We start from the raw sequence: 26,854 nt of genomic DNA on the forward strand, positions 1-26,854 counted from the left end.
TCAGGGTGAACGGATTTATTCTCCCAGGTGCTTCTTGAAAAACTGCATGCGCTTTCTCCGCATGTAGGGCAGCTCGCCTGCGTGATGACTGGCACCGGGGACGACTAACAGCTCGAAATCCTTGTCCGCCTTGATCAGGGCATTGACCACTTGCATGGTCGATGCCGGATCAACATTCCTGTCCAGCTCTCCCACGCTCAGCAACAAATTCCCTTCGAGTTTGTGGGCGTTGGTGACATTCGATTGCTCTTGGTAATGCGGACCTACGGGCCAGTCCATCCACTGCTCGTTCCACCAGATTTTGTCCACCCGGTTATCATGGCAGCCGCAATCAGCTACCGCGGCTTTGTAAAAATCACTGTGATGCAGTAGGGCGCCCATCGCACTCTGACCTCCGGCGGAACCACCGAAGATTCCCACCCGGGTCAAATCCATCCACGGACGGCTCTTGGCAGCCTCACGCATCCACTTGATCCGATCAGGAAACCCGGAATCAACCAAATTCTTGTAGGCGAATTTTGAAAAGTCCGGTGCTCGATAGGCCGTTCCAAGACCATCGATCTGCACCACCACAAAGCCAAAGCGAGTCAGCTCGTTGGGATAGTTCGTAAAACTCTTCGGAACAAAGGCACCTTGTGGACCGGCGTAGATCTGCTCTAACACCGGGTATTTTTTGGCCGGATCAAAATCGGCCGGATAGTGGATCACACCCCAAATATCAAATTTACCATTGCGGTCCTTACAATGAAAACGCTCTGGCAGAAGGACACCCGCTGTTTTTAATCCAGAAGTATCTGCGGCACCGAGTTGACGCACCAGTTTCCCATCGTGCAAACGCCGTAGCTGCCAGACGTGAGGTTTGTCCACCCGTGACCACTCGTCGAGAAACCATTTTTTATCCGCTGACAAGGTCACTTTGTGCGTGCCGTCACCCTCTGTTAGTCGTGTCAGATTACTGCCGTCAAAGTTCACCCTGTAGGCGTGCAGGTGATAGGGGTCTTGATCCTTCTCACGACCATTCGCCATCAAGTAGAGCACCCGGTTTTCTTCATCGATGTACAGCATCTTCCTGAAATGCCAGTCGCCCTTGGTGATTTGTGATTTTACCTGATAGGTCTCAGAATCTAACAAATACAGGTGCCGCCAGCCGTCACGATCGGATGCCCAGAGAAGCTCTCCGGATTTTTTCAAATCCCTTCGGTAACGGACAAAATCCAGATGGATGAAGCGGTCATCCTTTTCATCAATCATGATCTGCTGCTTGCCAGTGGCCACGTTCATACGCACCAGACACTGTCTGCCATAACCACGCTCGGTGATTTCAAATTCGAGATATTTACCTTCCTTGCTCCAGACTGCGGGGGCGATGTAGAACGGATTTTGAACAAGGCTGCGGTTATACAGCATCGCAGCCCTGCCATCGGTGAAATACACATGCGGTTCACGCAGATCCACACGGTCGCCCGGTTTATCATAGCGGAACGCGTGCGTCTTAGGCTGCAGCTGATCGTCTGGACTGGACTCCACCACGGTCACCATCCTGCGCTGGCCAGGGCGCTGAAAGTTAAGGTAAAAGCTCACCCCATCCGGTGCCCAAACTGGGTTCGCCTCATAGTTTCCATCAGCCGGCACATCACCCAGAGAGCGCTCCTTGCCGCCGGTCGGTTTGAACCAGACCTTGCCACCCTGCACCCTGACCTCACCTGACGCGGCCCGGGGATTGCGCGGTGCTTGTTCGGACGGCTTTGGATTTGCCACTGCGACCAGCGTGTTTTTTTCATAACGCCACCAACCTCTCAGCGGTCTTTTAAACCGGAACAACATCCCGGCACCATCGACTTTGAATGCTTGAATTCCCCGGCTGCCGTAGGTCCATTTCTCACCCTCTGGTATAACCTCCTTCACGCGCGGGCCGAGTTCCTTCCACAGAGACTCGGAAACAATCTTGTTAGTCGAGGCATCCAACAGCTCCAGCCGATGTTCCCATTTCCCTTGTTTCATAACTTCACGATGAAGCAACAAGTGACTGCCATCTGTCGACCACTGGGGGTCGAGATGGGTGTTATGGCAAGCTCGCACAATTTGATCCCCGAGCACTTGCATGCGCCGTATGTAGTCTTTGGTGCTGCTGATGGGCGCCACATCCGCGATGGCCACGGCGCATGAGGCGAGGAAAACGAGAGAAGAAATACGGACGGTCACCATGGTGCAAAGATTATCATGCCTGAACGCACGAAACACACCCCTCTTTTCATCAAATACCTAATACTATTTCGATCCGGATTTTCTAACACATCAAACTCCAACAAATAGAATACCACGATCCTTGGATCCTCAAATGGGGTTACGAGTAAATCCAAAAGTGACCCACGTCGGGGACCACTAGAAGCAGGAGCGACACTGTTTAAATCCTAAGCACTCCAACTGTATGTTCAGCACATCGATCAACAATCTCGCACACCCCATTCACGGCCACACCCTAGGCCACAACCAAAAAGAACTATGAAAGATTCCTTCTTCACCAACAGCCTAAAGACTTCAGTAAAATGGATAACTCGCGTCGCAGCGTTCTGCCTGCTCGCGCTCCCTCTCAGCGCCAAGCCCGGAAAAAACATCGACGAACACTTCACCTCCATCCCACTCATCACCGGCAACAAATTCTTGCGCTACGTGCAAACCGATATCAATGGCACCCCCTACCTCATGATGCTCGACTCCGGGGCCGACAAGATCTTCATCGCCCAATCGGTCGCCACCAAACTCAAAATCAAGACCTTCCCCTACACCACCGCCAAAGGCACCGATGGCAAACTCTCAGCCATCCGGCTCGGCCCACTGAAAACCTTCAAAGTCGGCGACCTTGTCGTCCCTATCAAAAACGCCTGCTTCGCAAACTTCCCACACCTCACCACACTCAAGTTCCCAGACGGTTCTACCAAACCCAGCGCTGGCCAGCTCGGCACCGGCTTCATTCACAAAATGCACGTCGCAGTCGATTACCCCGGCAACCGACTACTCGTCCCCAAAAAACCAGACGCCGGTAATAGCGCCGACCTACTCATCAAGCCAGGTGACTCCTCCGTTCCCATGATCGAAAACAAGAGTGGCCGCCACTACATCCAGGCCACCCTCAATGGCAAACCCGTGCTCTTCCTCGCCGACACCGCCGCCTCCTCCTGCGTGCTCTTCAAACCCGCCGCCAAAGCTTTCAAAATCCCGCTGCTGAAAAGAAAAGCCAGCGTCGATACCTTCAATTCAGATAACGCCACCGTCGGTATCGCCAATGTCTCCAAGCTCGAACTCGGCGGCAAGAACCGTGGCACCGTGCAGATGCTCGTCATGCCCCACAGCCCAAAGTTAAAGAGCGTGCAAGGCATGCCTGTCGTCGGCCTCCTCGGCGCCAGCCTGTTCGAGGCTTTCCACGCCACCATCGACTTCTCCTCTAACAAACTCATCCTCGCGAAGTAGATGCTATGCCAGTGAGCCACCTCAAGCCCCGCTCACATCCCTCACTGTCCCCCCCTCCATCCACTCCAGCGCCATTGTGCTGAAGACCGGCAGCCCCTTGTGCATCCATTGCTTGAATCCCTCCAACTCTTTCTCATACGGATACTTCATCCAGACAGGCTTGGGTGAGAGCCACTTCGTCATTTCCACATCGCCAATGCATACCGCCGACAGATCACGCGGAATGCGGATCCCCGATGCATAGCAAAATCCGTAAAGGGAAAGATACTGCTGCACCGATTGGCAAAGCACCGCCGTCGGATTCAGCCCGGCAAGATGCTTACGCCAATGCGCACTCCATACCTCAGGAACGTCCTCGCGAACATTGGTGACATAGCTCGCCAGAACATCCTCCGCCATTAGCTTGCCAAAAACCTTCCGGTAATTTTCCCGATAGGCCTCCAAAACTCTTTCCGAGGCGCTGTCCAGCGCCATAAGAACACGAACATGGCCCCGACTGCGCAGCTCCCGCAGAATCATCACCACGGAGTCATGGAAGTAGCTGGCTCCCGCCACCTTGCCCATCACGTTTTGCAGGCTCCCCCCCCGAGCATACACCGGTAGCCCGGAATCCACCAGGGCTCGCGCCCATCGATCACTCGGCAGCTGCACCAGCACGGCATCGGCCGAGAATTTTTTGATCAAGCTTCGCAGACGCTCCGCCACATTGCCGCCACGGCTCATGTCCAGTTGCACCTCGCTCACATCGCCTGCCTCCAGACGCCAAACATGTCGCATCTCATTCCAAAACATCACCTCGCTGGGATCCATCGGAAAGGCCTTCCTGCCTATTGCGAGCAAGGTCTTGCTCCTTTTCAATTTGCCCACTCCTCCTCCCAGTCGCACCTGCCTCGCCTCGCCCCGCTTGCCTTCCGTCACGTAGCCGCGCTGCTCCAGTATTCGCAAAGCTTGCAGCATCGCGTGCCTCCCCACCCCATAGCGCTCAGCCAGAATCCGATAACTTGGCAGCTCCGCCACCCATTCCCCTCGCACAATATCTGCCTGCATCACGTCAGCCGCCATCTCAGCCACACTTCTCTTGTTCACCTTTCCCCCACGCATCAACGTCAATAAACGGTTATACCGCACCCAAAATCAAGCTGAATGTTCGCTTTTCGAGCATTTGTTTGCACGCATCGTAAGTTTGTATTCCCAACTACAATTCCTTAGCTCTCAACGCGTAACCCCACTTACCAAATACAGTCATGAAAAAAGCACTTACATCCCTCGCCCTCGCCGGCGCCCTCACCGCTTCCTCTCAGGCGGCTGTTGTTCTCCAGATCGACCTCAGCGTCAGTGGCCAGATCACATTCACCGCCACAAGCAACCTTTCTGATGCCACTGGCAGCGGTGATGAATTCATCTACCTTCAGGATTTTTTCACCAGCGACATTCTTTCTGCCAGCGGAACCTTCGACGATTCAACTCCGAACCTTATTACTGGCGACCTCACTGACTTCTTGGGCACTTCAGACAGCTCACCGAGTTTGCTAATTAACGGCAACACCAACGGTGGTGAGAGCGGACTCCGCATTTCCAGCTTCAACGATAGTGGTGCCGGTGAATCTGATTACAGTACCGCCAGCCCGGCCTTCAAAGGTTCCGCAACATTCACCTTGTCTGCTGCTGACCAAACATACTTCCTGAACAATTCAAACACCTCAGGCGACGTCTACGCCTTCGTTCAGAATCAGGCAGAGATCGATGACATCAATGACCCGTTCATCGTCGTCGGTCAGTGGGCAGTCGTTCCAGAGCCATCCTCCACCGCTCTCCTCGGCCTTGCCGGTCTTGGATTCATCCTTCGCCGCAAGCGCTAATCCCTTAGCGGCCAGACATTTATCAACACCAAAGCGATCCCAGCAGGGATCGCTTTTTTGGGTCTTTGAACAGCAGACTCACGACCCTCGAATCATGAAGTCACATGACAAATAAATCCCAAAGTGAACCACTTTGCGGACCGCTCGGAGTAGGATCAAATAGATTCAAATCCTAAGCTCTCCAACTGAATATTCAGTCCATCGATTCACAATCACGCACACACCAATATGATCAAAACCTCTCAAACCATGAAAATTCTCCCACTCCTTACACTCACCCTCGCTTCCCTCAACCCGGCAAGCGCCCAGCAAGCGCAGCCCGCCCCACAACAAAAGCAACAACACGCTTACCACAAACTTGAACTGAAAAAGGCATCCACCGGCAGACACTTCCTCGCCGAAATCGAAATCGAAGGCAAAAAGGCCCCATTCATCATCGACTCCGGCGCCTCGGACGGAATCATCGTCACCAAAAAACTCGCTGAATCACTCGGCAAAAAACTCACCCAAGCCGGCGACGCAAAAGCCATCGCGGGCACGGGGAAAACCTTCAAAGCCACCTTCGACTCCATCAAAGTCAGCACCGCCCTCAAGCTCAAAGACCACCAAGTCACCGTTACCGACCTCCCGCCACATCTTAACCTTTCCACCGATGGTGAACCCATCGGCGGCCTCATCGGTTACGGCTTCCTCAAAGGCACCCGCGCTCTCGTTTCCTACTCAGAAAAACAAATCTTTTTCCCTTCCCCCACACTCCCCGTCGACCTCAATAAAAAACGCTGCATCCGTGGCGGTGGCTGGGCACTCACATTCAATTCTCAAGCCGCTTCCCTCCCCTTCGTCACCCTCCACATCAACGACAAGCCCTACTCATTCTTGCTAGACACCGGTGCCGGCGCCGACGTCCTCAGCCTCGAAATCGCCGAAAAACTCGGCCTCAAAACCACCGAGACCAAACACAAAGTAGTCGGTGGATCCAAAGGAAAACAAACCAACCTGCGTGCCAGCCGCGTCCCAAACGTCCAGTTCGGCGAACAATTCACAGCCCCCGCCTACGACTTCCTCGTCATCCCAGCTCTCCCAAAACTCCGCCTCCCCGAAGGCGCCCCACCACTCGCCGGCATCCTCGGCGCCCGCTTCCTCCAAGCCACCGACGCCGTCATCGACTTCGGAGCCAACGCCGTCCTCATCTCCGGTAAAAAAACCGACGACCAAATCACCTCCCTCTTCAAAAAATTCATCCCCGACGCCAACGAAGCCAGCCTCGCCCAGGCCCTCAAGGCCACCAAGGCGCTGCAAACCAAAGCCAAGGCCACCGCGAATAATAAACGCAAGCGCAGCTACATCGACCTCCGCAAGCTCACCGTCGACTCCACTGACGAAGAAATCCGCGCCGTCGCCATCGCCAGCGGCCGCGAAGCCACCCCGCAAGTCATCGCCCAGATCCGCCGACAGCTCAAACTCATCAAAGGCGGCTCCGGCAAAGGCAAAGTCGCCCTCAGCTTCAAGCCCGGCATGACCGAAGCCGAAGTCCGCGCCATGCTCAAAGAAGCCGGCGTCCCAGCCACCGACGAACGCGTCAAAGGCATCATGGCCAAACTCAAAGCCGCCAAACCCGCCGCCCCACTCGCACTCAAAATCACCGAAGGCACCCACAAACTTAGCCTCACAGCCAACCCCAAAGGCAAAAACCACTGGACCATCCCCGCCACCATCAACGGCCAACCGGCTAACCTCCTCCTGGACAGCGGCGCCGGCAAAACCGTGCTCAACTCCGAATCCGAGAACAAACTCAGACTCGACCTCAAAAAATCCAGCCTCCAAAGCGGCGGCCTCTCAGGCATGTCCAGCACCAGCCTCACCACCGTAAAATCCTTCCAAATCGGCGAAGCCACCGCCCCCAACCAGGAACTCCGGGTCATCAACCTGCATAGCAACTACGGCCACGACGGACTACTCGGCTGGGACTTCCTCAGCGCCGCCAACGCCGTCTTCGACACCGCCACCGGCACCCTCCACTACCGCGCGAACGCCCCGTTCAAAAAAGAAGAACCCACCCTCAGAGAAAACCTCACCCCCACCGACCTCAAACGCGAAGACGAGCACACCATCCTGCAAGTCACCATCAACGGAAAACCTGCCAACCTCATCCTCGACACCGGAGCCAGCGGCACCCTGCTCAAACCCTCCGCCGCCGAACGCCTCGGCCTCCCCGTTCTCGACTCCAAAGGCAGCCTCACCGGAGTAGGCGGAAAATCCACCGCCAAACTCGGCATCACCCTCGCCGACAAAGTCAACATTGGCCCCGCATCGCTCAACAACGTCGCCATCATCGTCAGCAAAATCGGAGCCGCCAAAATCGGCAAAAACGAGAAAATCGACGGCATCCTCGGCGCAGACGTCCTCTTCGCCCTCAAACCCGTCATCGACTTCGGCAACAACCGCATCCACCTCCCCACAGGTGAATTCAGCATGCACCTCTACTCCGCTCAAGGAAGCCCCGCCCTGGGATCACAGGAAAACTTCGATAAAGCCATTAAAGACGGCACCTTCATCGCCGCCAGCCGCATCAAACAAGTCGCCCTGCACAAAGCCGGCCAGCAAAAAGAAGGAGCACCCGCCGGCACCCGCGCCATCGATATCACCTTCACCATCGGCCAAGTCCTCAGCGGGGACAAATCTCTCAAAGGAAAAGAAGTCACCCTCCACTACCACCTGCCGGAATTCGACGGTCTCAACACCGACATCGCACACTTCATCAACCGCTCCACCAACCTCCTCCTCACCGGCTTTCCGGACACCCCCGCCAAGCGCGCCTCACTTTTCAACTCCGTCTGGGTTCCCGGTCAATTCGTAGGCCAACAAATCAAATCCCTCCCGAAAGCGACTGAATAAATCATCGTCAAATCCACAAATCCCACAAAGCTCGCGCCCAACACCGCGAGCTTTTTTATGATCCTGCTGCCACGGCACAAACACCTCATCCATCCAGGCAACCCCGACACCAGAACTCCCGCCCGCTAATACCAAAAAGCCCGCACTCCAATCGAAGTGCGGGCTTTAAAACTTTTCAGCCAATCGGCTACTATCGACGACGGCGTAGCATCAAGCCAAGACCAGCCAGACCAAGAAGAGCGGTGCTGCTCGGCTCAGGAACGGCGGTGAGTTCCATGGTGTAAACATTGTCCTGGTTGGTGGCGGTGCCTGATCCTCCAAAAAGCGGATCGGAATCGCCTTCGACGATATTCGTGTATGCTGCTGGGGAAGTGTCTTGGGTCGGGCGGTTCGTATTCAGTGAGGTGCCTACGAAATTTGCCCGGACACCAGTGCCAGCATCAGAAAATACGAGATAAATATCGCGATCCGCCAGTAAGTTGATACCGCTGAAGTCGAACACCATCGCACCCCCCAGACTTCCGCCAGTGGCACCAGTGAGTGCGGTGTAATCAATGGAGTTGGTAGATGATCCCAAGTAAACCATGCCACTGGTGTCCCAGCTGGGGACGTCCACTTCGGAATTCACTTCTGTGGCATTAGGCGCTTGAAAAACATCCACAAACAGCGTGGCCGAGCCACCTCCTAACGTCCCTTTGTTAAAGGTGACTTGATCGAGTGTATAACTGGTGGCAGTGAAGGTCGCGGGAGCAAGGCGAAACTCTTGCCCAAAGTTGGCATCTCCACTGGAGCTACTGGCGCTTGTCTGACTAATTACTACCGCCTGCGCGGAGGATACCGCTGTGATTGTAGCGGCCATTATAAGAGACTTTTTCATATCTGAAGGGATGTTGTGTGTTCACTGATGCCGCAACCAACTGAGCCGCAGCCATCGGACATATACGAAACTATCCCAAAATACGTGTGATCACCACTCCTCCAGGCGCAAACCTTCTGAGCCCTTTAAAGGCACAGTTAAGCCTTATTATTCCGCCGCAGCAGATCACCGAACACCTACTGCCAAACCTGATTCATTTCCATTCCTCCAGTTTATCCGAGGAAAATGGCATCAGTCACAGCACAAAAAAAGCCCGCACTCGCATCGGAGCGCAGGCTCTAAAACTGTTAGCCAATCGACGACTATCGGCGGCGGCGCAGGATCAAGCCAAGACCAGCGAGCCCCAGAAGAGCGGTGCTGCTAGGCTCGGGAATGGCCGTGATCGTCCAGGTGTTATTCGTTCCATCATTCGTCTCGGCGAAAATGAGACCATTCGCTCCATCATAGTCCAAGCCATCAATAGTTGCACGAGTATCAAAATACGCTTGGATTTCAGACAGCTCATCCAAAGCTCCATTGGTGCGGCGCATCACCAATGCCCCGGAGCTTCCTGTGAAGAAATTCACCATGGAGTCGTTCGTTCCCACGGAGAAAAGCGGACTAGTCCCTGTTGCACTAAAGCTAATCAACCCGCCATCTTGCAAATTAAACGTAGAACCGCCGGAGTTCGCAGCCGCCCAAGAGGAATTGTTCAAAGTCACCTCCATACGTCTGATTTGATTATTTCCGTAGTTAAGTGTCGTATCCGTTAAATTCCACACACCTAAGGTTCCGTCAGTTTCATTCCGGACGTAGTTTAGATTCAGCGTGCTGTTCGATACCGTGAATACATCACCAGCACCATCCAGGGTGATCCATGAGCCAAAAGTAAAAGTAGTGTCGGAGATATTGAAAGTAACGTCTCCACCGGTGAGATACATTTGGTGTCCGGTTGCCACGTTGACCTGATTCCCGGAATTTCCGATGTTATAAGTTCCTCCGGGAAGAGAAGGGTTGGCCGCGCCATCTTTGAACGGATCACCCGTCAAATCTTCACCCGCGTCAACCGTCCAGTTGGCCTCGTTGTATAGATCTGAATCAGCGGCTCCCGTCCAGATGTAAGCTGCGTTTGCGGTGAGCGCGCTAACAGCCAAGCTCGTGAGTAGTAGAGTTTTTTTCATCGTAGGTATGTTTGGGGTTCAATGTACAGCATTGGCAGAAACAGATATCGTCACTCCTCTGCCCATTAATTCGCAAAGAGTTAACCCTCTCTTCCACATTTCCTCGATTCAAACAAAGCACAACTTTCTGTGCATATTTTGAACACAGTTACCCCTTGCATCCCACTCCTCGAAATGGCACCTCTACTTACATGCCCAAACCCCAAAAATGGCAAACCCGCCCCCAGCAGATTGCCGACCACCTGCGCTCCGACATCCACAACCGCCGCTGGACCGACAAGCTCCCCGGCATCCGGACCCTGATGAACCACTACGGCGTCAGCCGCGTCACCATCGACTCCGCCCTCGCCATCCTCGAAAACCAAGGTCTCCTCGCCCCCGCCGAACTACGCAAAACCCGCCGCATCAACTCAGAAGCCCTTCTTAACACCTCCCAATCAAAAACCAAAAAGAACCTCCTCATCCTTCACGACACCAACGCCATCCTCGACCACAGCGACTCCCTCATGCTACGCGAAATGCAGGACCTCTGGGAAAAATACCACGGCAGCGCCACCTGGAGCCGCGCCGACTTCCTGCGTGTCAAAAATCCCGCCACCAAACTCCGCGATCTCGCCAAGCGACATGCCGCCCAAGCCCTCCTCCTCTACAACCCACCCAGCCAGTGGTCCAAAGCCGCTCTCGACCTCCTCCCCTCCTACTTCTGCGGCGGCGACACCCCTCCGGGCTACCAAACTTCAATGAGCGCCTTCAAGCTCTCAGACCAAATCCACCACACCCTCCAAATCCTCAAAAATCACGGCCACACCCGCATCCTCATCCCCAACCATAATCACGAGTCCTATTTCACCCGCGAAATCATCGCCATCCTCCAGCAACAACTCCCAAAACCCACCCACGGCACCCACGCCGATCTCTCGCCCTCCTTCACCGAACCCCACCCCGAAGTCTGGAAATCCTACTGGCAGCGTGAATTCAGCCGCACCCGCCCCACCGCCGTCATCCTCTTCTCCACCCGTCACCTCCTCTCCCTCTACAGCTTCTGCTTCGAACACCAAATCAACATCCCCCGCGAGCTTTCCGTCATCCTCACCAGTCACGACCAACACCTCGAATGGCTCTCACCCACCCCCACCATGATGCGCTACCCCGTCAACCAAGCGATCAATCACTTCCACCAGTGGCTCGACAGCCACCTCCAGCCCATCGGCTCCAAATTCCTCAATCTCGACCTCATCCCAGGAGAATCCCTCGCCAACGCACCCGCATCCTAGCGGCGGCTCAGCAATAGCCAGACACCCGCCACTACCTACTCAACATCGGCGCTGGCGAGATAGCGTAAAAAGCAAACGCACAAACTACGTCCTCGCCTCCCGAGACCACCTGTTCTCCCTATCGTAGGCGTCTATGAATACTTTGATAACTAACGACTAGATAAAAAAATCACTTGGCATTAAATCAAATCAACAAGCACTATGAAACTTAAACTCTCCACTCTCATTGCAGTAATCCCACTGGGGTTAGGTTTGTCTTCCACAGCATCAGCTGCACTTGTCCACGCCGGCGGAAACGTCTCCTTGGTCAACGGCGTTGTTGTATCTCCCCAAGGCATCGGAGCAGCCAGTAACGGTGGCACAACTGCGCCTCCAAACGGACAAGTCTATTCTAACGATCGTAACGGAGGAACTGGTGACTACTTCGCATCTGGCCCAAATTTCGTTTTTGATATCGATCTTGGCACTGCCTATATCTTGGATTCCATCGCTTTTTTCAACCGCGACAATAATCCGAACCGTAATGCCGTCAGAGAGTTCTCAGCTGAGTTTTCACTCGATGCCAGCTTTGGTGATATCGGTGATACCTCCACCGGACCATTCATCGCAACAAACACAGGACCTGGCCAACAGGACTTCGCTGTTGCCCCCGTATCTGCGCAGTATGTGCGTATCACCATCACCGATAACTATTTCGGAATCGGTGGAGGTGCTGGAGGTGACCGTGTAGGATTCAACGATTTCCAGTTCAACGCCGTCCCAGAACCATCCTCCGCAGCCCTTCTCGGCCTCGGTGGCCTAGCTCTGATTTTGCGCCGCCGCAAATAGCATAATCGATTTCCAACTCCACCCGCACCAGCAACCAGCCGGTGCGGGTTTATTGTGCCTGTTTTTCCAGAATCCCAGTGTAACATCCGCTACCATTGCCATGTATATCATGCTAAACTCATATCGCTTATGAAAACAAACATCCTCCGCTCAGGTCTTTTCACCACCCTCTTATTACTTCTCACCAGCTATTGCATGGCTGGCTCTAAAGAGAAAGTCCACCGCTCACCTAACGGCTTCACGGCAACCTTCATCGTCGGTAAAGAGGAAGGAACTGGCACCACCGTCATCAAGAACAAGGAAGGCAAAGAGATCACCCGGATCGCCGGAGCTTACCCCATGTCGTTCAGCCCCGTCTCAGACATTCTCTTGCTCAAGGAAATTGCTGCTGACGACGATACCCGCCAATACCTGCTCGACATCGGTGCCGGCGAGTTGAAGAAAAAAGGCAAGCGCATGGACTACGTCTTCGGCTCCCGCTATGTCACCTCAGCCCGCTGGTCCAAGGATGGAAAAACAATCACCCTCGTCAATGCACCGGGAATCACCGATGACGCAGAGGAAATCATCACCGTCGCCGATGTGCTTAAAAAGAAATAAATTCGACACACAACAAATATTCTTGAGAGCCCCCCGAGTCTTCTTTTATAAAATCAAAACAATCAATGTCCGTGCCAATGATGCCCAAGAAAATTTTACTGCTGTTCGCCGCCACTGCGTCTTTCACACACGCCGCCACAATCGGTGTGAATTTCCTTCATAATGGTACTAACCCAGACGACATTGCATTCGGAACCGCCACTGCAGGGGTGGCACCCTACGCGCAGGGTAACTGGAATTTCATGGCGACTGATTGGTCTGGTAACGGTGTCAACGACGCCGCTTTAACGAGTTTAGTCACATCCACAGGTGCTGCCGTCACAAATCTCCTGCCTATTACTTACGGGATACACTCGGACCGAGTTCACTACGACTCAAGTAACACCTATCGATCAGGTATTGGAAATGGCTCGGCCAACAACACCTTAATGAACGGCTATCTCGATGATGCTTCCAACAACCAGCCATACATCAATATCAGTTTAGATAATACCGTTCTTAACGCGACCATCGTTCTCTATATCCATGGCGACGCCACAAACGGCCCAGTCGGCAGATACTGGCTAGAAGATTGGTCCGATCCCATTAACGAGGGCACAGTCATCACCGACCAAGTAGGAATTTCATCAAACGACTATAACGGCACTTTCATTTCCGCCGGAACATACTCCCAAACCGGCACTCCCACCAATGTGGATGTGGCCACAGGGAACTATATCGTTTTTGAAAATATCACGGCCAATAACATCCGCATCCGCGGAGCCGGAAACGGCGACCCGGAAGATTTCGGTCGCGCGCCCATCAATGCTTTCCAGCTCGTGACCGTTCCTGTCCCTGAACCTTCTACCACCGCACTGCTTGGCCTCGGAGGGCTGGCTTTGGTTCTGCGTCGCAGAAAGTAATCCCACACAAGACTCTTTTCCAAACCCGCAGTTGCTTTGTGTAACTGCGGGTTTTTGTTTGCCTAACGCTAGGTAGATACCCTTTTCTTCAACTATTGGCATCAAACAGGGCACCGTATTTCATGCCGCCCAACAGAAGTCGTTGATAATTAAATTCTTGTCGAAAAAATGACACGATGTTTCAATAGGCTCAGCACACTTTTTGTACTCATGCTCGATACCAAAAACTTCATATTCGTCACTTTTCTAGCCGCACCATGTTGTTTTGGTGCGACAATTTTCAACCAAGACTTTGGTAATGATCCAGAATACGGCACATGGGTCGACGGCACTGGCCCGATAGCGTCCACCACAATCAACGAAACAATCGATGGAATAGCGTTCTCTTTCAGACTGGAGATCACCGGCACGACGGATGGCACCAACAACGATCTCATTTTTTCCGGCAACCGCCCTCGTTTCAATGCGACCAACACAAACAGCCTTAAACAGGCGACTTTTAGCGTCACCGACGTCACCTCCGCCGGAAATACAGTTGTTTTCGACGGTTTCACTTCCGTGTTTCAGTTCGACAACAATGGTGCCAACAATTTTAATTACTCTGGATCCGGCGGCGGTACCGCAGGTACTCATGTCAGCACCGGCAGTGGCACCTTCACTTTCCCTACTCTTCTTCAGGGCGATCTCACCATCGAAGCCGTCGACGACGGTACCAATAACAACTTCCGTATTCAAGAGGCCGGTCTTCAGTTCTCTGTTGTACCAGAACCCTCCACCACAGCTTTACTCGGACTTGGTGGACTAGCTATGGTTCTACGCCGTCGCAGGTAAGCCCACTATATGAGGAACAGCGCAAAATTTCCTACTCAACCCCTCTTTGTCACATGACAAGTGAGGGGTTTTTATTTCCCATCCCAATGTCATTGAAAGCATTTAGACAGATTCTTCTCAATGCGTCTGTATTACCAGATGACATACACCACAGCATGAAACAAATACTTCTGATTACAGCCCTATTTTGCGGAGCCGGCCTGAACACGCTTTCGGCGGATGATGGCTTCAAGCCACTTTTCGATGGCAAAACACTCAAAGGCTGGAAATCAGCGCATTCCAAGGGCGAGGGCGATTGGGGGCCGTTCCGGATCGATCCAGAGCAAAAGGCCATCCACGTTTACAAGGGCGACAAAGCGGGCAGCAAGCAATCCTCGGACTGTCTCTACACGGAGAAAGCTTACAGCAAATACATCCTCAAGCTTGAATACAAGTGGCTAGATAAACGTTTCGCTCCACGCGAGGATCACGATCGCGATGCCGGGCTCTTGTTTCACGTTCATGGCGATTTGACCAAGGTCTGGCCGCTATCCTTGGAGATGCAGATCGGAGAAACCCCCGCAGAGCGCATGGGTAAAAAACGATATCATACAGGAGACTTGTTCGTTCTCGGCAAAAACCTGCGTTGCAAAACAAACAAAACCAAAAACATCTACGATCCCAAAGGCCCACTCGTTCCCACACGCTCCTGCCCCACGATCCTCGGAGTGGAAAAGCCCAAAGGTGAATGGAATGAAATGCAGATTGTGGTCGATGGTGCCAAAAAGGCGACTTTCATTCTCAACGGCAAAGTGGTCCACGAGATCCGCGACATGGCCAGAGAGGTCGACGGCAAAATGATTCCCTTGGACAAAGGCAGAATCGCACTCCAGGCAGAATGGGCGGAGCTGATGTATCGCAATATCGTCATTAAAGAGCTTTAGGCCTAACTGCTTGGCTTCTATATCGCTTCCCTCCTGCCAATGAAGATGATCGCAAAATATTGGCTGTTTTCAATGGTTGCCTCCGTGGCACTGAATCCCAGCCTTTGCTCGGGAGCTGAATACGAAATCTACCTATTGGCAGGCCAATCTAACATGGATGGCCGAGGAAAGACGACAAACCTGACCCAAGATCAACGTCAGCCCTCGGATAGCATTCTTATTTTCTATCAGAACCCTCCGCATACATCCGCTGGATGGAAACCATTAACCCCAGGCTTCAGCATTCCTCCTCGCTTCAAAGGTAAGCTCCCCTCACCCACCTTCGGTCCTGAGATTGGTTTTGCTGCGGCGATGACTGAGCAACGGCCCAACCACGTCATGGCCTTTATCAAATGCTCAAAGGGCGGCACGAACTTGAGAGCCGACTGGAAACCCGGAGTGGCCGGTAAGCCCGATACCCAAGGCCCATGCTACAGAAACTTAATTGCCACCATTAAACTGGCAACTGATCAGCTAACCAAGGACGGACATCAATACAAGCTGAGCGGCTTGCTCTGGCACCAAGGAGAATCCGACTCCAAGGCCAGTGCCAAAGTTCACCAAAGACGATTAGCTGAATTGATCGCGCGTATCCGTGAAGATACCGGTGTTAAAAACCTCCCATGGGTCGTGGGTGAAGTATTTGACAACGGCAAAAGAGACAACGTCCGAGCTGCCCTACGAGCTGTTAGTGATGACGATCCAGCATGTGGACTCATCTCATCTGAGGGAACGACAACTTGGGACGAAGGCACGCACTTCGATGCCAAAAGCCAGCTGTTACTTGGTCAGCGTTATGCTCAGGCCATGATAAAATTGATTCCAGAGGCAGAAGCTTCACCGGTCCAAAAATAACTCCGGATCAAAGATCACTCACACTCACCATGAAATACCTCATTATAAAAACCGCCCTCCTAAGCCTGGCTGCCAGCAGCCTTCCTCTTCACGCACAAGATGCTGCCCCTCAGTGGAAAGACCTCTTCAACGGCAAGGACCTCACTGGCTGGACTGACGTTAATACCTCGCCAGAAACCTGGAGTGTCAAAGACGGCGTCATCATCTGTCACGGTGACAAGCTCGGAGTAATGAGGTCTAACAAACAGTATGAAAACTTCATCTTGCACATCGAGTGGAAACACATGGAAGCTGGAGGAAACTCCGGCATCTTCGTCTGGGCGGACGGCACGGCGGCCAAGGGGAAGCCGTTCCCCAAGGGTGTGGAGGTGCAAATGTTGGAACTCGACTGGCCGAAACTTCATCCGGAAAAAGACGGTAGCCCCCGACCTCTCGCCTATGTGCACGGGGAAATGTGGGGCATTTTCGGACTCAAGACCACGCCGGACAATCCACGCGGCATCCGCAGCATGTCACTTGAAAACCGCTGCAAACCACGCGGCCAATGGAACAGCTATGACATCGTCTGCATCGACGGTGTGATCAAACTTTCCGTCAACGGCAAGTTCGTCAACGGCATCAGCGGTGCCACTCAAAAGAAGGGATACCTCTGCCTGGAATCCGAAGGCGCGGAAATCCATTTCCGCAACATCCGCATCATGGAACTTCCGGGCGGCGTGATCACTCCCGAGCAAACGGCACCAGTTGTGAGTCAATAACCGCTGATTGCACCATATAGAAAATCAAGACGGAGAATTGACGCAGAGTTCTCCTTGGGATGAAGTATCGCTGTGCCTTTAAGTCCACTGCCTTATCATCGCCGCATGTGCGACTTTTTGAAGTCGAGGCATCGGGAGCTCTGGGACTGGTTTGCCTCCACGGAAGCGCAGTCGGACTATGCGGAAGCGGTTCAGTTCGAGCTGCTGAAAACGACTTACCGGATGGACCGGGAGAAACATGAAAATCTCTACAGACTGGTCGATGAGGCGCTTCAGTTACTGGAACTCGACGTTCCTGTCACACTCTATCAAGCGCAGGAAACCGGACGCACCTCGGCCGCGCTCTACTTCACCCCGGGGCACGGGCACCTTGTGTTTGTCGGTGGCATTTTAAAACTTCTCGATCAGGACGAGCAGCGGGCGCTGGTCGGGCACGAGCTGGCACACTTCAAACTGTGGACCATTTCCAATAGCGACTTCTTGGTGACCGATCGGCTACTCCAGACATTAGCCAACGAACCCCGCGCCACACCCGGTCACTTGGAGAGCGCTCGCCTCTGGCAACTTTACACCGAGGTCTATGCCGATCGTGGCGCTGCTCAGATGGCTTCCGAAGGTCACGCCGCCGTTTCCCTGCTGGTCAAAGTTTCCACCGGCCTGGAGGACGTTGATGCGGAGAGCTACCTGAAACAAGCGGAGGACATTTTTGCCAAGGGCCCGGTCAAGGCAGAGGGATTTACCCATCCGGAAACCTACATCAGAGCCCGTGCCATCTCGCTCTGGTCAGCGGAAGAAGATGACTGTGAAGCGTCTATCGAGGAAATGATCGAAGGTAGCACCGGATTCGATGAGCTTGATTTGTTAGACCAAGAACGCATGACAGACATCACCCAGCGGATGGTGAATTATTTACTCAGGCACGACTGGATACGCACGGGCAGGATCAAAACACACGCGAACTATTTTTTCCCGAAAGGGATGGAGCCCGCAGTGGTGACCTCGGAACAAATTCTCACTGACTGGCAGGGAGCCGATGAAAAAGCCCGCGATTACGGCTGCTATTTACTTCTCGATTTCGGCTGGGCTGATCGCGATTTGGAAGAATACGCCATGGCCGCGTCATTCCTAACAGCAGAAGAACTTGGCTGGGCTGACCGCTTGGAAGAACTCGCACGCAAAGAGCTCAAACTCTTAAAACGTGACACCGCCCGCATCCGTGCCAATGCCGAAAAAATGGTCAAGCAGGCAGAAGTAGAAAACAGGAAGGCGACTACGAGTGAGTGAAGAAACTAACATTCCCGAAATCGAATCGCTCAGCTTCCGGGATTTTCAATCCGCAGGTGAGGATAAGGGTGGCTTTGAGACGGACGATGCACTTAGTGCGTTGCTGCCACTGATGCAAGAAGTCCTGCAGGCGCATGATCGCGGTATGGTGGCCCCGCTCTCCTCGCTCGATGACCTGAAGGTGACCCATGGTCATGTGTGGTATCACGCCGGTGCAGAGCTCAAACCTAGCAACTCTCGCTCCATCCGTGCCGTCGAGGGAGATGACCGTGGTGAATTTTTTGATGTAGTCGATCGACGCAGCGTCGATGCCGATCTCAACGAAGGCACACTTGAATCGACAAACAAACGTATCTGGTCCGATGACACCGCGCCGCCACAGCCGTGTTACGTCACGCACTACCGAAGCTGGGAACACCTCTGCGGGCAGCATGATGCGCTTACCGACATTTTCTCGCTCGGCATGCTGTTAGCAGCTCTCGCCACTGGACTTGACCTTGCTACTGAAGAGGGGCTTGAAACCTTTGCCGATGGAAGAGACAGCATTCACAGCCTCTGCCCGCGCTTGCACCCCGTTGTGGCCTCCGCCATCTTGCGTATGACCGAACTGCGGCGCAGCGATCGGGTGCAAGACCTCCGAATCCTGATCAGCTATCTGAAGAATTATCGGGATCAGAAGCCCACCGATGACCTCAATCTGATCAACGAACCAGGCTTTGTCTCGGCACCGCTGAACGACAGGCGGCAAATGATTCACGCCAAGCTGCGCGACCGGCTTTTCGAGGTCAACAAACGCAACCGCCTGATCCACTTTCGGCCGACCATGCAAACGGTGAACCTCACCGTTTCCTCGGTGCCTACCATGCTCGACTACCGGAACATCCGTCCGGAGCAACTGTTCACGTGGCAGGATTGGCTCGCGGACTCACTTGCCAAGGAAAAAGAGATCCCTCTCAATCGATACCTGCGTTTCGAGGATGCGGCATATTTACCCAATTCTCTCGACACCATCAGGCGCGATGCCAACCGTGACCGCAAAGAGTATGGGTTCGCCCAGCTCCGGCTGGTGATCGCTTTCTTCCGTTGGCACAATCTCAAAGAAGACAAGAACACCCGCATCCACTCGCCCTTGCTACTCCATCCGGTGGAGTTGGTTAAAAAGAAAGGTGTTAGAGATAGTTGGCACCTGCAAGCGGTAGGTAGTGTTGCCGAGGTAAACCCGGTGCTGCGTCACTACTTGAAGCAGCTCTATAATCTGGATCTTCCCGAGGCGATTGATCTTCAAGAAACCTCTGTCGACTCGCTCTACGAGGCGCTGAAAAAACAAATCAACGCCAGTGAGCCTGCCGTGGAAGTGAAGAAACTCGATCGCCCAAGGATCGATCTCATCTACGAAACTGCGCGTAAGCGGTTAGACAAGTTCCTCCACCGCCGCAAACTCTCCGGTCGCTCCGTGCGTAGCTACGACAGCCTGTCCTACAGCTATAAACGCAACAATTTCCAGCCCCTCGGCCTACAGATTTTCCTCCACCGCGTCCAGCACACCGAGCTACCGCTCGAACACCTTGTTAGAGATCGGCCTGCACCGCGCATGCCACAGGTAGCCGCTGCTCCGACGATGGAGAAAAAACGTGAGAGCTACTCATTGCGTGAAGGTAGCGAGGAAAACCCCTACGTCTGGGACTTCGATCTTTGCTCACTCACCTTGGGTAATTTTAATTACCGGAAAATGTCACTGGTGCGTGACTATAACACCCTACTCGAACAAGAACGGCCCAACAATGCGTTCGATGAGGTGTTTTCGCTGCTGGATGATGAAGTCGAAACTCCCGAGGTTCCGGAGCTGCCGATGGACGAGCAGCATCTGATCGTCGCTGCGGATCCCACCCAAGTTTCTGCCATCGCCGCTGCACGTTCCGGTCAGAACCTCATCATTCAAGGGCCACCCGGAACTGGAAAATCCCAAACGATCACAAACCTGATTACCAACTATGTGGCAGAGGGCAAGAGGGTGCTCTTTGTCTGCGAAAAGCGGGCTGCCTTGGACGTTGTTTACCATCGGCTCGCCTCTCAGGGCCTGGACCGCGTCACCTGCCTGATCCACGATTCTCAAGCCGATAAAAAATCATTCATCCACGATCTGCGAGATACCTACGAGGCGTTTACTTCCGATGCAGCAGCGTCAAACAGCCTCGAAGCTCAAGCCAGCGACGCCTGTAAAACCGCCCAACGCGAACTCGAGGTCATCGAGCGTTTTGCCGAGGCGATGAGCAGTCGCAGAAAAGACGGCAGTTACTCTGTCGAGGAACTTTTGGAACGACTGCTTTCACTCGGAGGCAAAGCCGAAGGTGCAGGCGACGATGAATCATTGCCAGGCTATGAAGAGTGGGTAGAACACGGACCAACTGTTAGACGGCTCGGTCAGGCACTTGATGACATCGACCTCGGTAACATTTACGCCGCCACTCCATTCAAGTTTCTCAAAAACTCATGCTATAATTGGGAAAACCCGGTCGCTAGCCTGAAGGCTAAAATCGCCCAAGCGCAAGAAGGCGTAAGCACGGCACATGAGAGCTCCAAAGACTTCGCCTTCTCCACCACCACCTGCTCGCTGGACGAGTTACTCTATCTTTCCTTTGTCGCGGAAAGTGCCCGCTTCCTCGCCAGGCGCAATTTGCTCGGCCTGCTCGACCCTAACAACCAGAACGCCCAAGACTTCGCGAGTTTCGTTAAAAATCGCGACAAGCAGTTCAAACAACTTGAGAAGGCACAACAGCACACCAAGAACTGGCGGATCAAAATCGAACCATCTGAAGTCGATGCCGCCCTTGCTCAGGCAACCGCCCTTGAGAACTCCGCGTTGAAGTTTTTCCAACCCAAGTTCTGGAAGCTGCGCAAAATTATGCGCGGTCAGTATAACTTCTCCGCACACACAATTGCTCCCAGTTGGTCAGATATTTTGTCCAAACTTCGCACCGAATATCAGGAGGCGGATCAGTTGCGAGAACTCGAAGACACCATGTCCGATTCACTGGGAGTCACTGAGCTCGATCAAGTGCGCGAGAAGGTGGAAGAATTCGTCGCCCGACGCAGCGCCGTCACCGTGGACCGGGAAGACGATACTGCTTTCTATCAATCTCTGCTCAAAGAGGATGACCAGACCCGCGCCACCGTGGAAACTCTTGCCTCGATGCAAGAGCCGTTACGACAGTTATCCAGCCTGTTAGACGAGTTCGTCATGCAGCCGGGAGGATATTTGCTACCCGAGCTCTTGGATGTTCTCTCACAGCTTGAGAAGTCCGTCAGCCTGCTCCCGGAAATCCTGCCTGAGCTTCTCGATCTCAGTGACGCCTCAGCGATTTTCCATGAAACCTTGCGCACTCGCGAGTTCACGCCGGATGATTTCGAGCGACACTGCGCCGCTAAGAGCTTGGAGTTGGCCTACCGCGAAGACCGATCGCTGAAACGTTTCGAAGGCTGGATTCTCCGCCGCCATAGCAAGCGCATCCGACACGCCCGCGACCACTGGATGAGCCTCAATGGCGAGCGCACTGTGGATCGTGTGCGCAGAAACTTCCGCACCGCATTCGACACCGCCTCGAAACCAGCCGCCCAACTCAGTGAGCCGGAAAAAGAGGCGAAGAAAATCTTCAACCGTGGCCGTCGCGAGCTGGAGCACGAGTTTTCCAAAACCATGCGCTACCGTTCGATCCGAGATCTCTCCTCGGGCGACAGCGGCAAGGTGCTCAACGGGCTGAAACCCATCTGGCTGATGAGTCCGCTGAGTATTTCCGACACCATCGCACTGGGTGAGGTCGACTTTGATGTCGTGCTCTTCGATGAAGCCAGCCAGATCCGCCTGGAGGAAGCCGTTCCGGCCATCTACCGCGCGGAGCAAGTCATCGTGGTGGGCGACGAGATGCAACTGCCGCCTACCGATTTCTTCGCTTCCAAGGGTGACGATGATAACACCCTCATCTTCGAAGATGAGGATGAGCAGGAAGAGTATGATCTCGGCGCTGACAGTTTCCTGAGTCACGCTGAACGTAGCCTGTCATCAACGATGCTAGGCTGGCACTATCGCAGCCACTTCGAGTCGCTGATCAGCTTTTCAAACAGAAAGTTCTATCACGGCAAACTTCTCACCATCCCAGACTTGTTAGCAGACTCTGGGAAAAATACTCCGTTGTCGTCCCAGACAGGAGAAGACGCACCCGACCACAGCGAGGAAATTCTGTCGCGCAGCATCAGCTTTCCGTTTCAACATTCCGCGGTTTATGAGAACCGGAAGAATAGTCAGGAAGCATACTACATCGCGCATCAGGTGCGTGGAATTCTCGCTCGAAACACTGGCCTGAGCATAGGCATCGTTGCCTTTTCAGAGGCGCAGCAAAACGAGATCGATTCCGCCCTCACTCGACTCGCCGATGAGGACGAAACATTCCGCACCCAACTCGCCGATGAGGTGGAGCGCGAGGAGGACGGGCAGTTTTGCGGACTGTTCGTCAAGAATCTGGAAAACGTGCAAGGCGACGAGCGCGACATCATGATCCTGAGCATCTGCTACGGCCCCGATGCCAAGGGCAAGATGCGGATGAACTTCGGGCCGATCAATCGCACCGGCGGAGAGAAGCGGCTGAATGTGATTTTTTCTCGGGCTAAGAAGCACATGGTCATCGTCAGCTCCATCCGATCGAACGCGATCACCAATGACTACAACGATGGCGCCCGCTGTCTGAAGCAATTTCTCGAATACGCCGAGGCCGTTTGCACAGGAAACGATGCCGCCGCCCGCCGTGTGCTAGGCATATCAGCTGGTGACGTTGAAACTGCATCCTCTTCCGCACTGTCACAAACTCTCCGAAGCGCCCTCATCGAGCGCGGTTATCATGTCGACTCACAGGTGGGGCAATCGAACTTCCGCTGTGACCTCGCCCTCCGTCACGCAGGCGAAGAAAATTACCAGTTGGGCATTCTACTCGTCGACTCCGAGACATCTGAAAACGTACCTATCATCGAGCAGTATGTCCTCCGCCCATCGCTGTTAGAAAGTTTTGGCTGGAGAGTGTTAGAAGTGCTCGCCAAAGACTGGCACGATGCACCTGACGAAGTTCTGGAAAAAATCGATCGCCTAATGACCGATCCCCACGCCGATCTTGAGGAGTCTCCCGATGAGGACCCAGAACCAACGGTTGAAGCGGAAGCATTGGACGAAATCCTACCAGAGCCGGAGACCGATCCAATTTCCGAAGGGGAAACAACATCGCTGATCCATGGGGAAGACGGCAACGTCAAATTCTGGACCATCCAGCGGGTAGGTAATTCGATCACAGTGCACTTTGGAAAACAGGGAACCAACGGCCAGACCCGTGAACGCAGCCACGACACCGAGTCAAAAGCGATCACCGACTACAATCGAGCCATTCGCCAAAAAAAGAGAAAGGGCTACACTGAGAACCATTAATACCAACCGATTCCACCCATGAGCGACCGCAGAACATTCCTCAAGACCGGACTCGCCGCCAGCCTCGGGCTGAGCGGTGCTTCTTATGCCAAAAACTACCCCACCACGCCGGCACCAAAATCTAACAAGGCATTCCGCATTCTCCACATGACGGACATGCACATCCGCCCAGAGCACGACGCACCACGGCGCTACACCCGCATCATGAAGGAGGCGCTCAAGAGCGCTGGCAAGATCGACCTCGTTCTCAACGGCGGCGATTCCATCTACGCCGCCGACTACAATCACATCAAAAAAGGCCGGGTGTTAGAGCAGTGGAAAATCTGGGACGATACCATCATGCCGCCGTTGAAAGGCATCGAGATTCTGCATGCTCTCGGCAATCATGACATGTGGTGGGCCACGGCCAAAACCGATCCGATGTATGGCAAGGACTATGTGCTGCAAAGACTCGGTCAAAAGGAACGCTACACCAGCATCGAGCGCGGCGGCTGGCTGATAATTACCCTCGACTGCAACAACGCCGGCCTGCTCGATGACGAACAGCTCAACTGGCTGCACGCGGAAATGAAACGGCTGCCTGACACTCCGATGTTGGTCATGTCGCACCAGCCCATCCTACTGGTGTCCGATGTGATCAAATCCGGTCTCAACAAACGCCAGAAACAAATTATCAACCCATTTGTCGACGGTAAGACTCATGCCCGCCCAGTGCACTTCATCTCCGGTCACGTTCACATTCTCGACACTCTCGCTTACAATAACGTTTCATTCCATTGCAATGGAGCATTCAGCGGTGCTTGGTGGGAAGAAAACATCTACGCCAAGGACTGTAGTTACCAGGGAACTCCCATGGGCTACTCCATCATCGATATCTATCCTGACGGTCAATTCGTGAACCAGTATCACGACATCACCGACTGCAAGGACGGTAAGATCATCAAATAACAGCAGTCTGCATCTACCTCCAAACGCATCCTATTTTGAAACATACACTACTGGTCACCACAGCCCTGCTCTTCTCATCAGCCAGCATGCTCATCGCGCATGACGGTCCCACTCCCTTGCTGCACTGGAGTTTTAAAAAGCAATTCCTGAAGAAAGATCAGCTCGAAGCCCAGCGCGGGCCTACCATGCCGCTGCCAGAAAGCAGCACGCACCCTACCGAGCACGGGTTGATTCTTTCCTCCCTAACAAAAACGCCATCCCTCCTGGCGAAGGCTGAGTATTTGCCGAAGGAAAGTTTCACCATCACATCTTGGTTCAGCATTCATAAGCCCACCACATACGGAGGTATCGTTTGCGCTTTGGAAGACAACGGCAACGCCGAAAAAGGATGGATTCTCGGATATGACGGATCAAAATTTTACATCGGCGTCTCCACGGAAAAAACCGACGATGGCGATGGCAAAATCACCTATCTTCGATCCAAGGCCAACTACACCAAAGGCCAGATCTACCACCTAACAGCCACCTACGATGGCAAAGAACTGCGCCTCTACGTCAACGGCAAGCTGGAAAACCAGACCGAAAACGTCGGCGGCAAAATCCTCTATGAAAAAAACACCCACCTCTCCGTGGCCGGCTACCGCGATCGGAACGAGGACTTCCCCCACCGTGGCCAGCTGATCTCTGTGCAAGTCTATGAAGACGTGGCCAAGGAGGCATGGATCAAAAAGGAGTTCGAGCACAACGCCGAGATCACCCAGCTGAAGCCCACGGACAGCAGTAAATTCGAGCCCCTCGCCAGCGTCATCGAGCCCTATCTTCAGTATGGCACCACCGATGCGATGACCGTGATGTGGGAAACCAACCACGCCTGCCAAGGCATTGTCCACTACGGAGAAACCGCCGAGTGCAAGCAGCAAGTAACCATCCCCGATGCCCAGGAGATCCATGAGATCCGGATCACCGGTCTCAAGCCTGGAACCCAGTATTTTTACAAAACTGTTAGTAAATCCGCCGCCGATTCCACCCAAGACATCACCTCAAAGGTCAGCACGTTCCAGACCGATGCCGGCCCGGAGACGCCCTACGCCTTCGCCATCATCAGCGATACCCAAGGCAATCCGAGAGTCTCCGGCACCTTTGCCAAAATGGCCTGGGAGCACCGCCCCAATTTCCTCCTCCACCCGGGCGATCTGGTCGAGTCTGGAGGAAAGAAAGAACAGTGGATCAGCCACTTCTTCCGCTCGATGAGCCCTCTCGTGTCTCGCGTTCCCTTCTACTCCGTGCTGGGAAATCACGAGCACAACTCTGCCAATTACTACAACTACGTCTCCCTGCCAGATCCGGAATATTACTACAAATACAGCTACGGCAATGCCGAGTTCTTCATGCTGGATACTAACAAGAAGTGCGACCCGAAGTCCGAGCAATACCTCTGGCTCGATAAAGCGCTCGCCGCGTCCACCGCCAAGTGGAAATTCGTCTGCCACCACCAGCCGGCCTACTCATCGGATGAAAATGACTTTGGCAACCTCTGGAAAACGAACAAAAGCACCCGCGGCTCCATGAACTCGCGGCACTTGGCCAAACTCTACGATCAACATAAAGTCGACATCGTCTGGAACGGACACATCCATTCCTACGAGCGCACCTGGCCTATCCGTGCAGGGAAACCTGTGGAAAAAGACGGCCCGATTTACATGATCACCGGCGGAGGCGGCGGTCCGTTAGAAACTCCCGGCCCGTTCCGTACGCCATTTTCCGTCATGGTCCAGCGCGGCCACCATTACGCCATGGTCTGGATCAACGGCGGACGCTTCGAATACAAAGCCTACGATATCAACGGTCGGCTCTTTGATACGTTCACGCTCAGTAAATAGCAGCCAAGC

General features: G+C 53.8%; 19 protein-coding genes. 15 read left to right on the forward strand and 4 right to left on the reverse strand.

Annotation, left to right across the window (positions count from 1 at the left end; translation table 11 throughout):
• Positions 1-15 precede the first annotated feature (15 nt).
• On the reverse strand, positions 16-2,205 hold the full coding sequence (locus ACSPJT_RS10335; protein WP_435892469.1) for a prolyl oligopeptidase family serine peptidase: 2,190 nt from the start codon (positions 2,203-2,205) through the stop codon (positions 16-18).
• Between the two features lie 297 nt (positions 2,206-2,502).
• Between ACSPJT_RS10335 and ACSPJT_RS10340 the strand changes: the two genes are divergently transcribed.
• Positions 2,503-3,468: an aspartyl protease family protein gene (locus tag ACSPJT_RS10340; RefSeq protein WP_435892470.1), complete on the forward strand. Its 966-nt coding sequence runs from the start codon at positions 2,503-2,505 to the stop codon at positions 3,466-3,468.
• A gap of 21 nt (positions 3,469-3,489) precedes the next feature.
• Here the strand turns inward: ACSPJT_RS10340 and ACSPJT_RS10345 are convergent, their stop codons facing one another.
• The gene (locus ACSPJT_RS10345) at positions 3,490-4,569 is read right to left on the reverse strand and encodes a substrate-binding domain-containing protein (protein ID WP_435892471.1); all 1,080 of its coding nucleotides are present in this window, start codon (positions 4,567-4,569) and stop codon (positions 3,490-3,492) included.
• Positions 4,570-4,712: 143 nt separating this feature from the next.
• Here ACSPJT_RS10345 and ACSPJT_RS10350 point away from each other — a divergent pair, with 143 nt between their 5' ends.
• Together ACSPJT_RS10350 and ACSPJT_RS10355 are read left to right on the forward strand one after the other, a co-directional pair.
• Positions 4,713-5,327, forward strand: a complete 615-nt coding sequence (locus ACSPJT_RS10350; RefSeq protein WP_435892472.1) for a PEP-CTERM sorting domain-containing protein — start codon at positions 4,713-4,715, stop codon at positions 5,325-5,327.
• 249 nt (positions 5,328-5,576) lie between these two features.
• The gene (locus ACSPJT_RS10355; protein WP_435892473.1) at positions 5,577-8,222 is read left to right on the forward strand and encodes an aspartyl protease family protein; all 2,646 of its coding nucleotides are present in this window, start codon (positions 5,577-5,579) and stop codon (positions 8,220-8,222) included.
• 190 nt (positions 8,223-8,412) lie between these two features.
• Here the strand turns inward: ACSPJT_RS10355 and ACSPJT_RS10360 are convergent, their stop codons facing one another.
• Both ACSPJT_RS10360 and ACSPJT_RS10365 read right to left on the reverse strand, forming a co-directional pair.
• Positions 8,413-9,099, reverse strand: coding sequence for a PEP-CTERM sorting domain-containing protein (locus ACSPJT_RS10360; RefSeq protein ID WP_435892474.1), 687 nt, complete (start codon positions 9,097-9,099; stop codon positions 8,413-8,415).
• 302 nt (positions 9,100-9,401) lie between these two features.
• On the reverse strand, positions 9,402-10,259 hold the full coding sequence (locus ACSPJT_RS10365) for a PEP-CTERM sorting domain-containing protein (RefSeq protein WP_435892475.1): 858 nt from the start codon (positions 10,257-10,259) through the stop codon (positions 9,402-9,404).
• A gap of 191 nt (positions 10,260-10,450) precedes the next feature.
• On the opposite strand from ACSPJT_RS10365, the gene ACSPJT_RS10370 reads away from it, so the two are divergent.
• The 12 genes from ACSPJT_RS10370 to ACSPJT_RS10425 all read left to right on the forward strand — a co-directional run bounded on the left by ACSPJT_RS10370 (position 10,451) and on the right by ACSPJT_RS10425 (position 26,845).
• On the forward strand, positions 10,451-11,533 hold the full coding sequence (locus ACSPJT_RS10370; RefSeq protein WP_435892476.1) for a GntR family transcriptional regulator: 1,083 nt from the start codon (positions 10,451-10,453) through the stop codon (positions 11,531-11,533).
• A 201-nt stretch (positions 11,534-11,734) separates the two neighbouring features.
• Complete coding sequence (locus tag ACSPJT_RS10375; RefSeq protein ID WP_435892477.1) at positions 11,735-12,361, forward strand: discoidin domain-containing protein; 627 nt, start codon at positions 11,735-11,737, stop codon at positions 12,359-12,361.
• A 129-nt stretch (positions 12,362-12,490) separates the two neighbouring features.
• Entirely contained in the window at positions 12,491-12,961 is a 471-nt protein-coding gene (locus ACSPJT_RS10380; RefSeq protein ID WP_435892478.1) for a hypothetical protein, read from the forward strand.
• A gap of 77 nt (positions 12,962-13,038) precedes the next feature.
• The gene (locus tag ACSPJT_RS10385) at positions 13,039-13,863 is read left to right on the forward strand and encodes a PEP-CTERM sorting domain-containing protein (RefSeq protein ID WP_435892479.1); all 825 of its coding nucleotides are present in this window, start codon (positions 13,039-13,041) and stop codon (positions 13,861-13,863) included.
• A gap of 210 nt (positions 13,864-14,073) precedes the next feature.
• Positions 14,074-14,694 carry a PEP-CTERM sorting domain-containing protein gene (locus ACSPJT_RS10390; protein WP_435892480.1) on the forward strand — a complete coding sequence of 207 codons (621 nt, stop codon included), beginning with the start codon at positions 14,074-14,076 and terminating at the stop codon, positions 14,692-14,694.
• Between the two features lie 155 nt (positions 14,695-14,849).
• Positions 14,850-15,617 (forward strand): 3-keto-disaccharide hydrolase, encoded by a 768-nt coding sequence (locus ACSPJT_RS10395; RefSeq protein ID WP_435892481.1) that lies wholly within the window; start codon positions 14,850-14,852, stop codon positions 15,615-15,617.
• Positions 15,618-15,656: 39 nt separating this feature from the next.
• A complete protein-coding gene (locus ACSPJT_RS10400) occupies positions 15,657-16,511 on the forward strand; it encodes a sialate O-acetylesterase (protein ID WP_435892482.1) in 855 nt (284 codons plus the stop codon).
• A 29-nt stretch (positions 16,512-16,540) separates the two neighbouring features.
• Positions 16,541-17,269 (forward strand): 3-keto-disaccharide hydrolase, encoded by a 729-nt coding sequence (locus ACSPJT_RS10405; RefSeq protein ID WP_435892483.1) that lies wholly within the window; start codon positions 16,541-16,543, stop codon positions 17,267-17,269.
• A 105-nt stretch (positions 17,270-17,374) separates the two neighbouring features.
• Positions 17,375-18,553, forward strand: a complete 1,179-nt coding sequence (locus ACSPJT_RS10410) for a M48 family metallopeptidase (protein ID WP_435892484.1) — start codon at positions 17,375-17,377, stop codon at positions 18,551-18,553.
• Positions 18,546-24,017 (forward strand): AAA domain-containing protein, encoded by a 5,472-nt coding sequence (locus ACSPJT_RS10415; RefSeq protein ID WP_435892485.1) that lies wholly within the window; start codon positions 18,546-18,548, stop codon positions 24,015-24,017. The genes ACSPJT_RS10410 and ACSPJT_RS10415 overlap by 8 nt, the downstream gene beginning before the upstream one ends.
• 18 nt (positions 24,018-24,035) lie before the next feature.
• Positions 24,036-24,965, forward strand: a complete 930-nt coding sequence (locus ACSPJT_RS10420) for a metallophosphoesterase family protein (protein WP_435892486.1) — start codon at positions 24,036-24,038, stop codon at positions 24,963-24,965.
• Positions 24,966-25,000: 35 nt separating this feature from the next.
• The gene (locus tag ACSPJT_RS10425) at positions 25,001-26,845 is read left to right on the forward strand and encodes a metallophosphoesterase (RefSeq protein ID WP_435892487.1); all 1,845 of its coding nucleotides are present in this window, start codon (positions 25,001-25,003) and stop codon (positions 26,843-26,845) included.
• Positions 26,846-26,854: the final 9 nt, after the last annotated feature.

This window comes from Oceaniferula spumae (assembly GCF_042849255.1).
GTDB lineage: Bacteria > Verrucomicrobiota > Verrucomicrobiia > Verrucomicrobiales > Akkermansiaceae > Oceaniferula > Oceaniferula spumae.

Coding starts and splice junctions, on each gene's coding strand:
- ACSPJT_RS10355 (WP_435892473.1), top strand. CDS start 5,577: ATGAAAATTCTCCCACTCCTTACACTCACCCTCGCTTCCCTCAACCCG.
- ACSPJT_RS10400 (WP_435892482.1), top strand. CDS start 15,657: ATGAAGATGATCGCAAAATATTGGCTGTTTTCAATGGTTGCCTCCGTG.
- ACSPJT_RS10385 (WP_435892479.1), top strand. CDS start 13,039: ATGATGCCCAAGAAAATTTTACTGCTGTTCGCCGCCACTGCGTCTTTC.
- ACSPJT_RS10370 (WP_435892476.1), top strand. CDS start 10,451: ATGCCCAAACCCCAAAAATGGCAAACCCGCCCCCAGCAGATTGCCGAC.
- ACSPJT_RS10380 (WP_435892478.1), top strand. CDS start 12,491: ATGAAAACAAACATCCTCCGCTCAGGTCTTTTCACCACCCTCTTATTA.
- ACSPJT_RS10360 (WP_435892474.1), bottom strand. CDS start 9,099: ATGAAAAAGTCTCTTATAATGGCCGCTACAATCACAGCGGTATCCTCC.
- ACSPJT_RS10345 (WP_435892471.1), bottom strand. CDS start 4,569: ATGCGTGGGGGAAAGGTGAACAAGAGAAGTGTGGCTGAGATGGCGGCT.
- ACSPJT_RS10390 (WP_435892480.1), top strand. CDS start 14,074: ATGCTCGATACCAAAAACTTCATATTCGTCACTTTTCTAGCCGCACCA.
- ACSPJT_RS10335 (WP_435892469.1), bottom strand. CDS start 2,205: ATGGTGACCGTCCGTATTTCTTCTCTCGTTTTCCTCGCCTCATGCGCC.
- ACSPJT_RS10420 (WP_435892486.1), top strand. CDS start 24,036: ATGAGCGACCGCAGAACATTCCTCAAGACCGGACTCGCCGCCAGCCTC.
- ACSPJT_RS10395 (WP_435892481.1), top strand. CDS start 14,850: ATGAAACAAATACTTCTGATTACAGCCCTATTTTGCGGAGCCGGCCTG.
- ACSPJT_RS10340 (WP_435892470.1), top strand. CDS start 2,503: ATGAAAGATTCCTTCTTCACCAACAGCCTAAAGACTTCAGTAAAATGG.
- ACSPJT_RS10410 (WP_435892484.1), top strand. CDS start 17,375: ATGTGCGACTTTTTGAAGTCGAGGCATCGGGAGCTCTGGGACTGGTTT.
- ACSPJT_RS10375 (WP_435892477.1), top strand. CDS start 11,735: ATGAAACTTAAACTCTCCACTCTCATTGCAGTAATCCCACTGGGGTTA.
- ACSPJT_RS10405 (WP_435892483.1), top strand. CDS start 16,541: ATGAAATACCTCATTATAAAAACCGCCCTCCTAAGCCTGGCTGCCAGC.
- ACSPJT_RS10350 (WP_435892472.1), top strand. CDS start 4,713: ATGAAAAAAGCACTTACATCCCTCGCCCTCGCCGGCGCCCTCACCGCT.
- ACSPJT_RS10365 (WP_435892475.1), bottom strand. CDS start 10,259: ATGAAAAAAACTCTACTACTCACGAGCTTGGCTGTTAGCGCGCTCACC.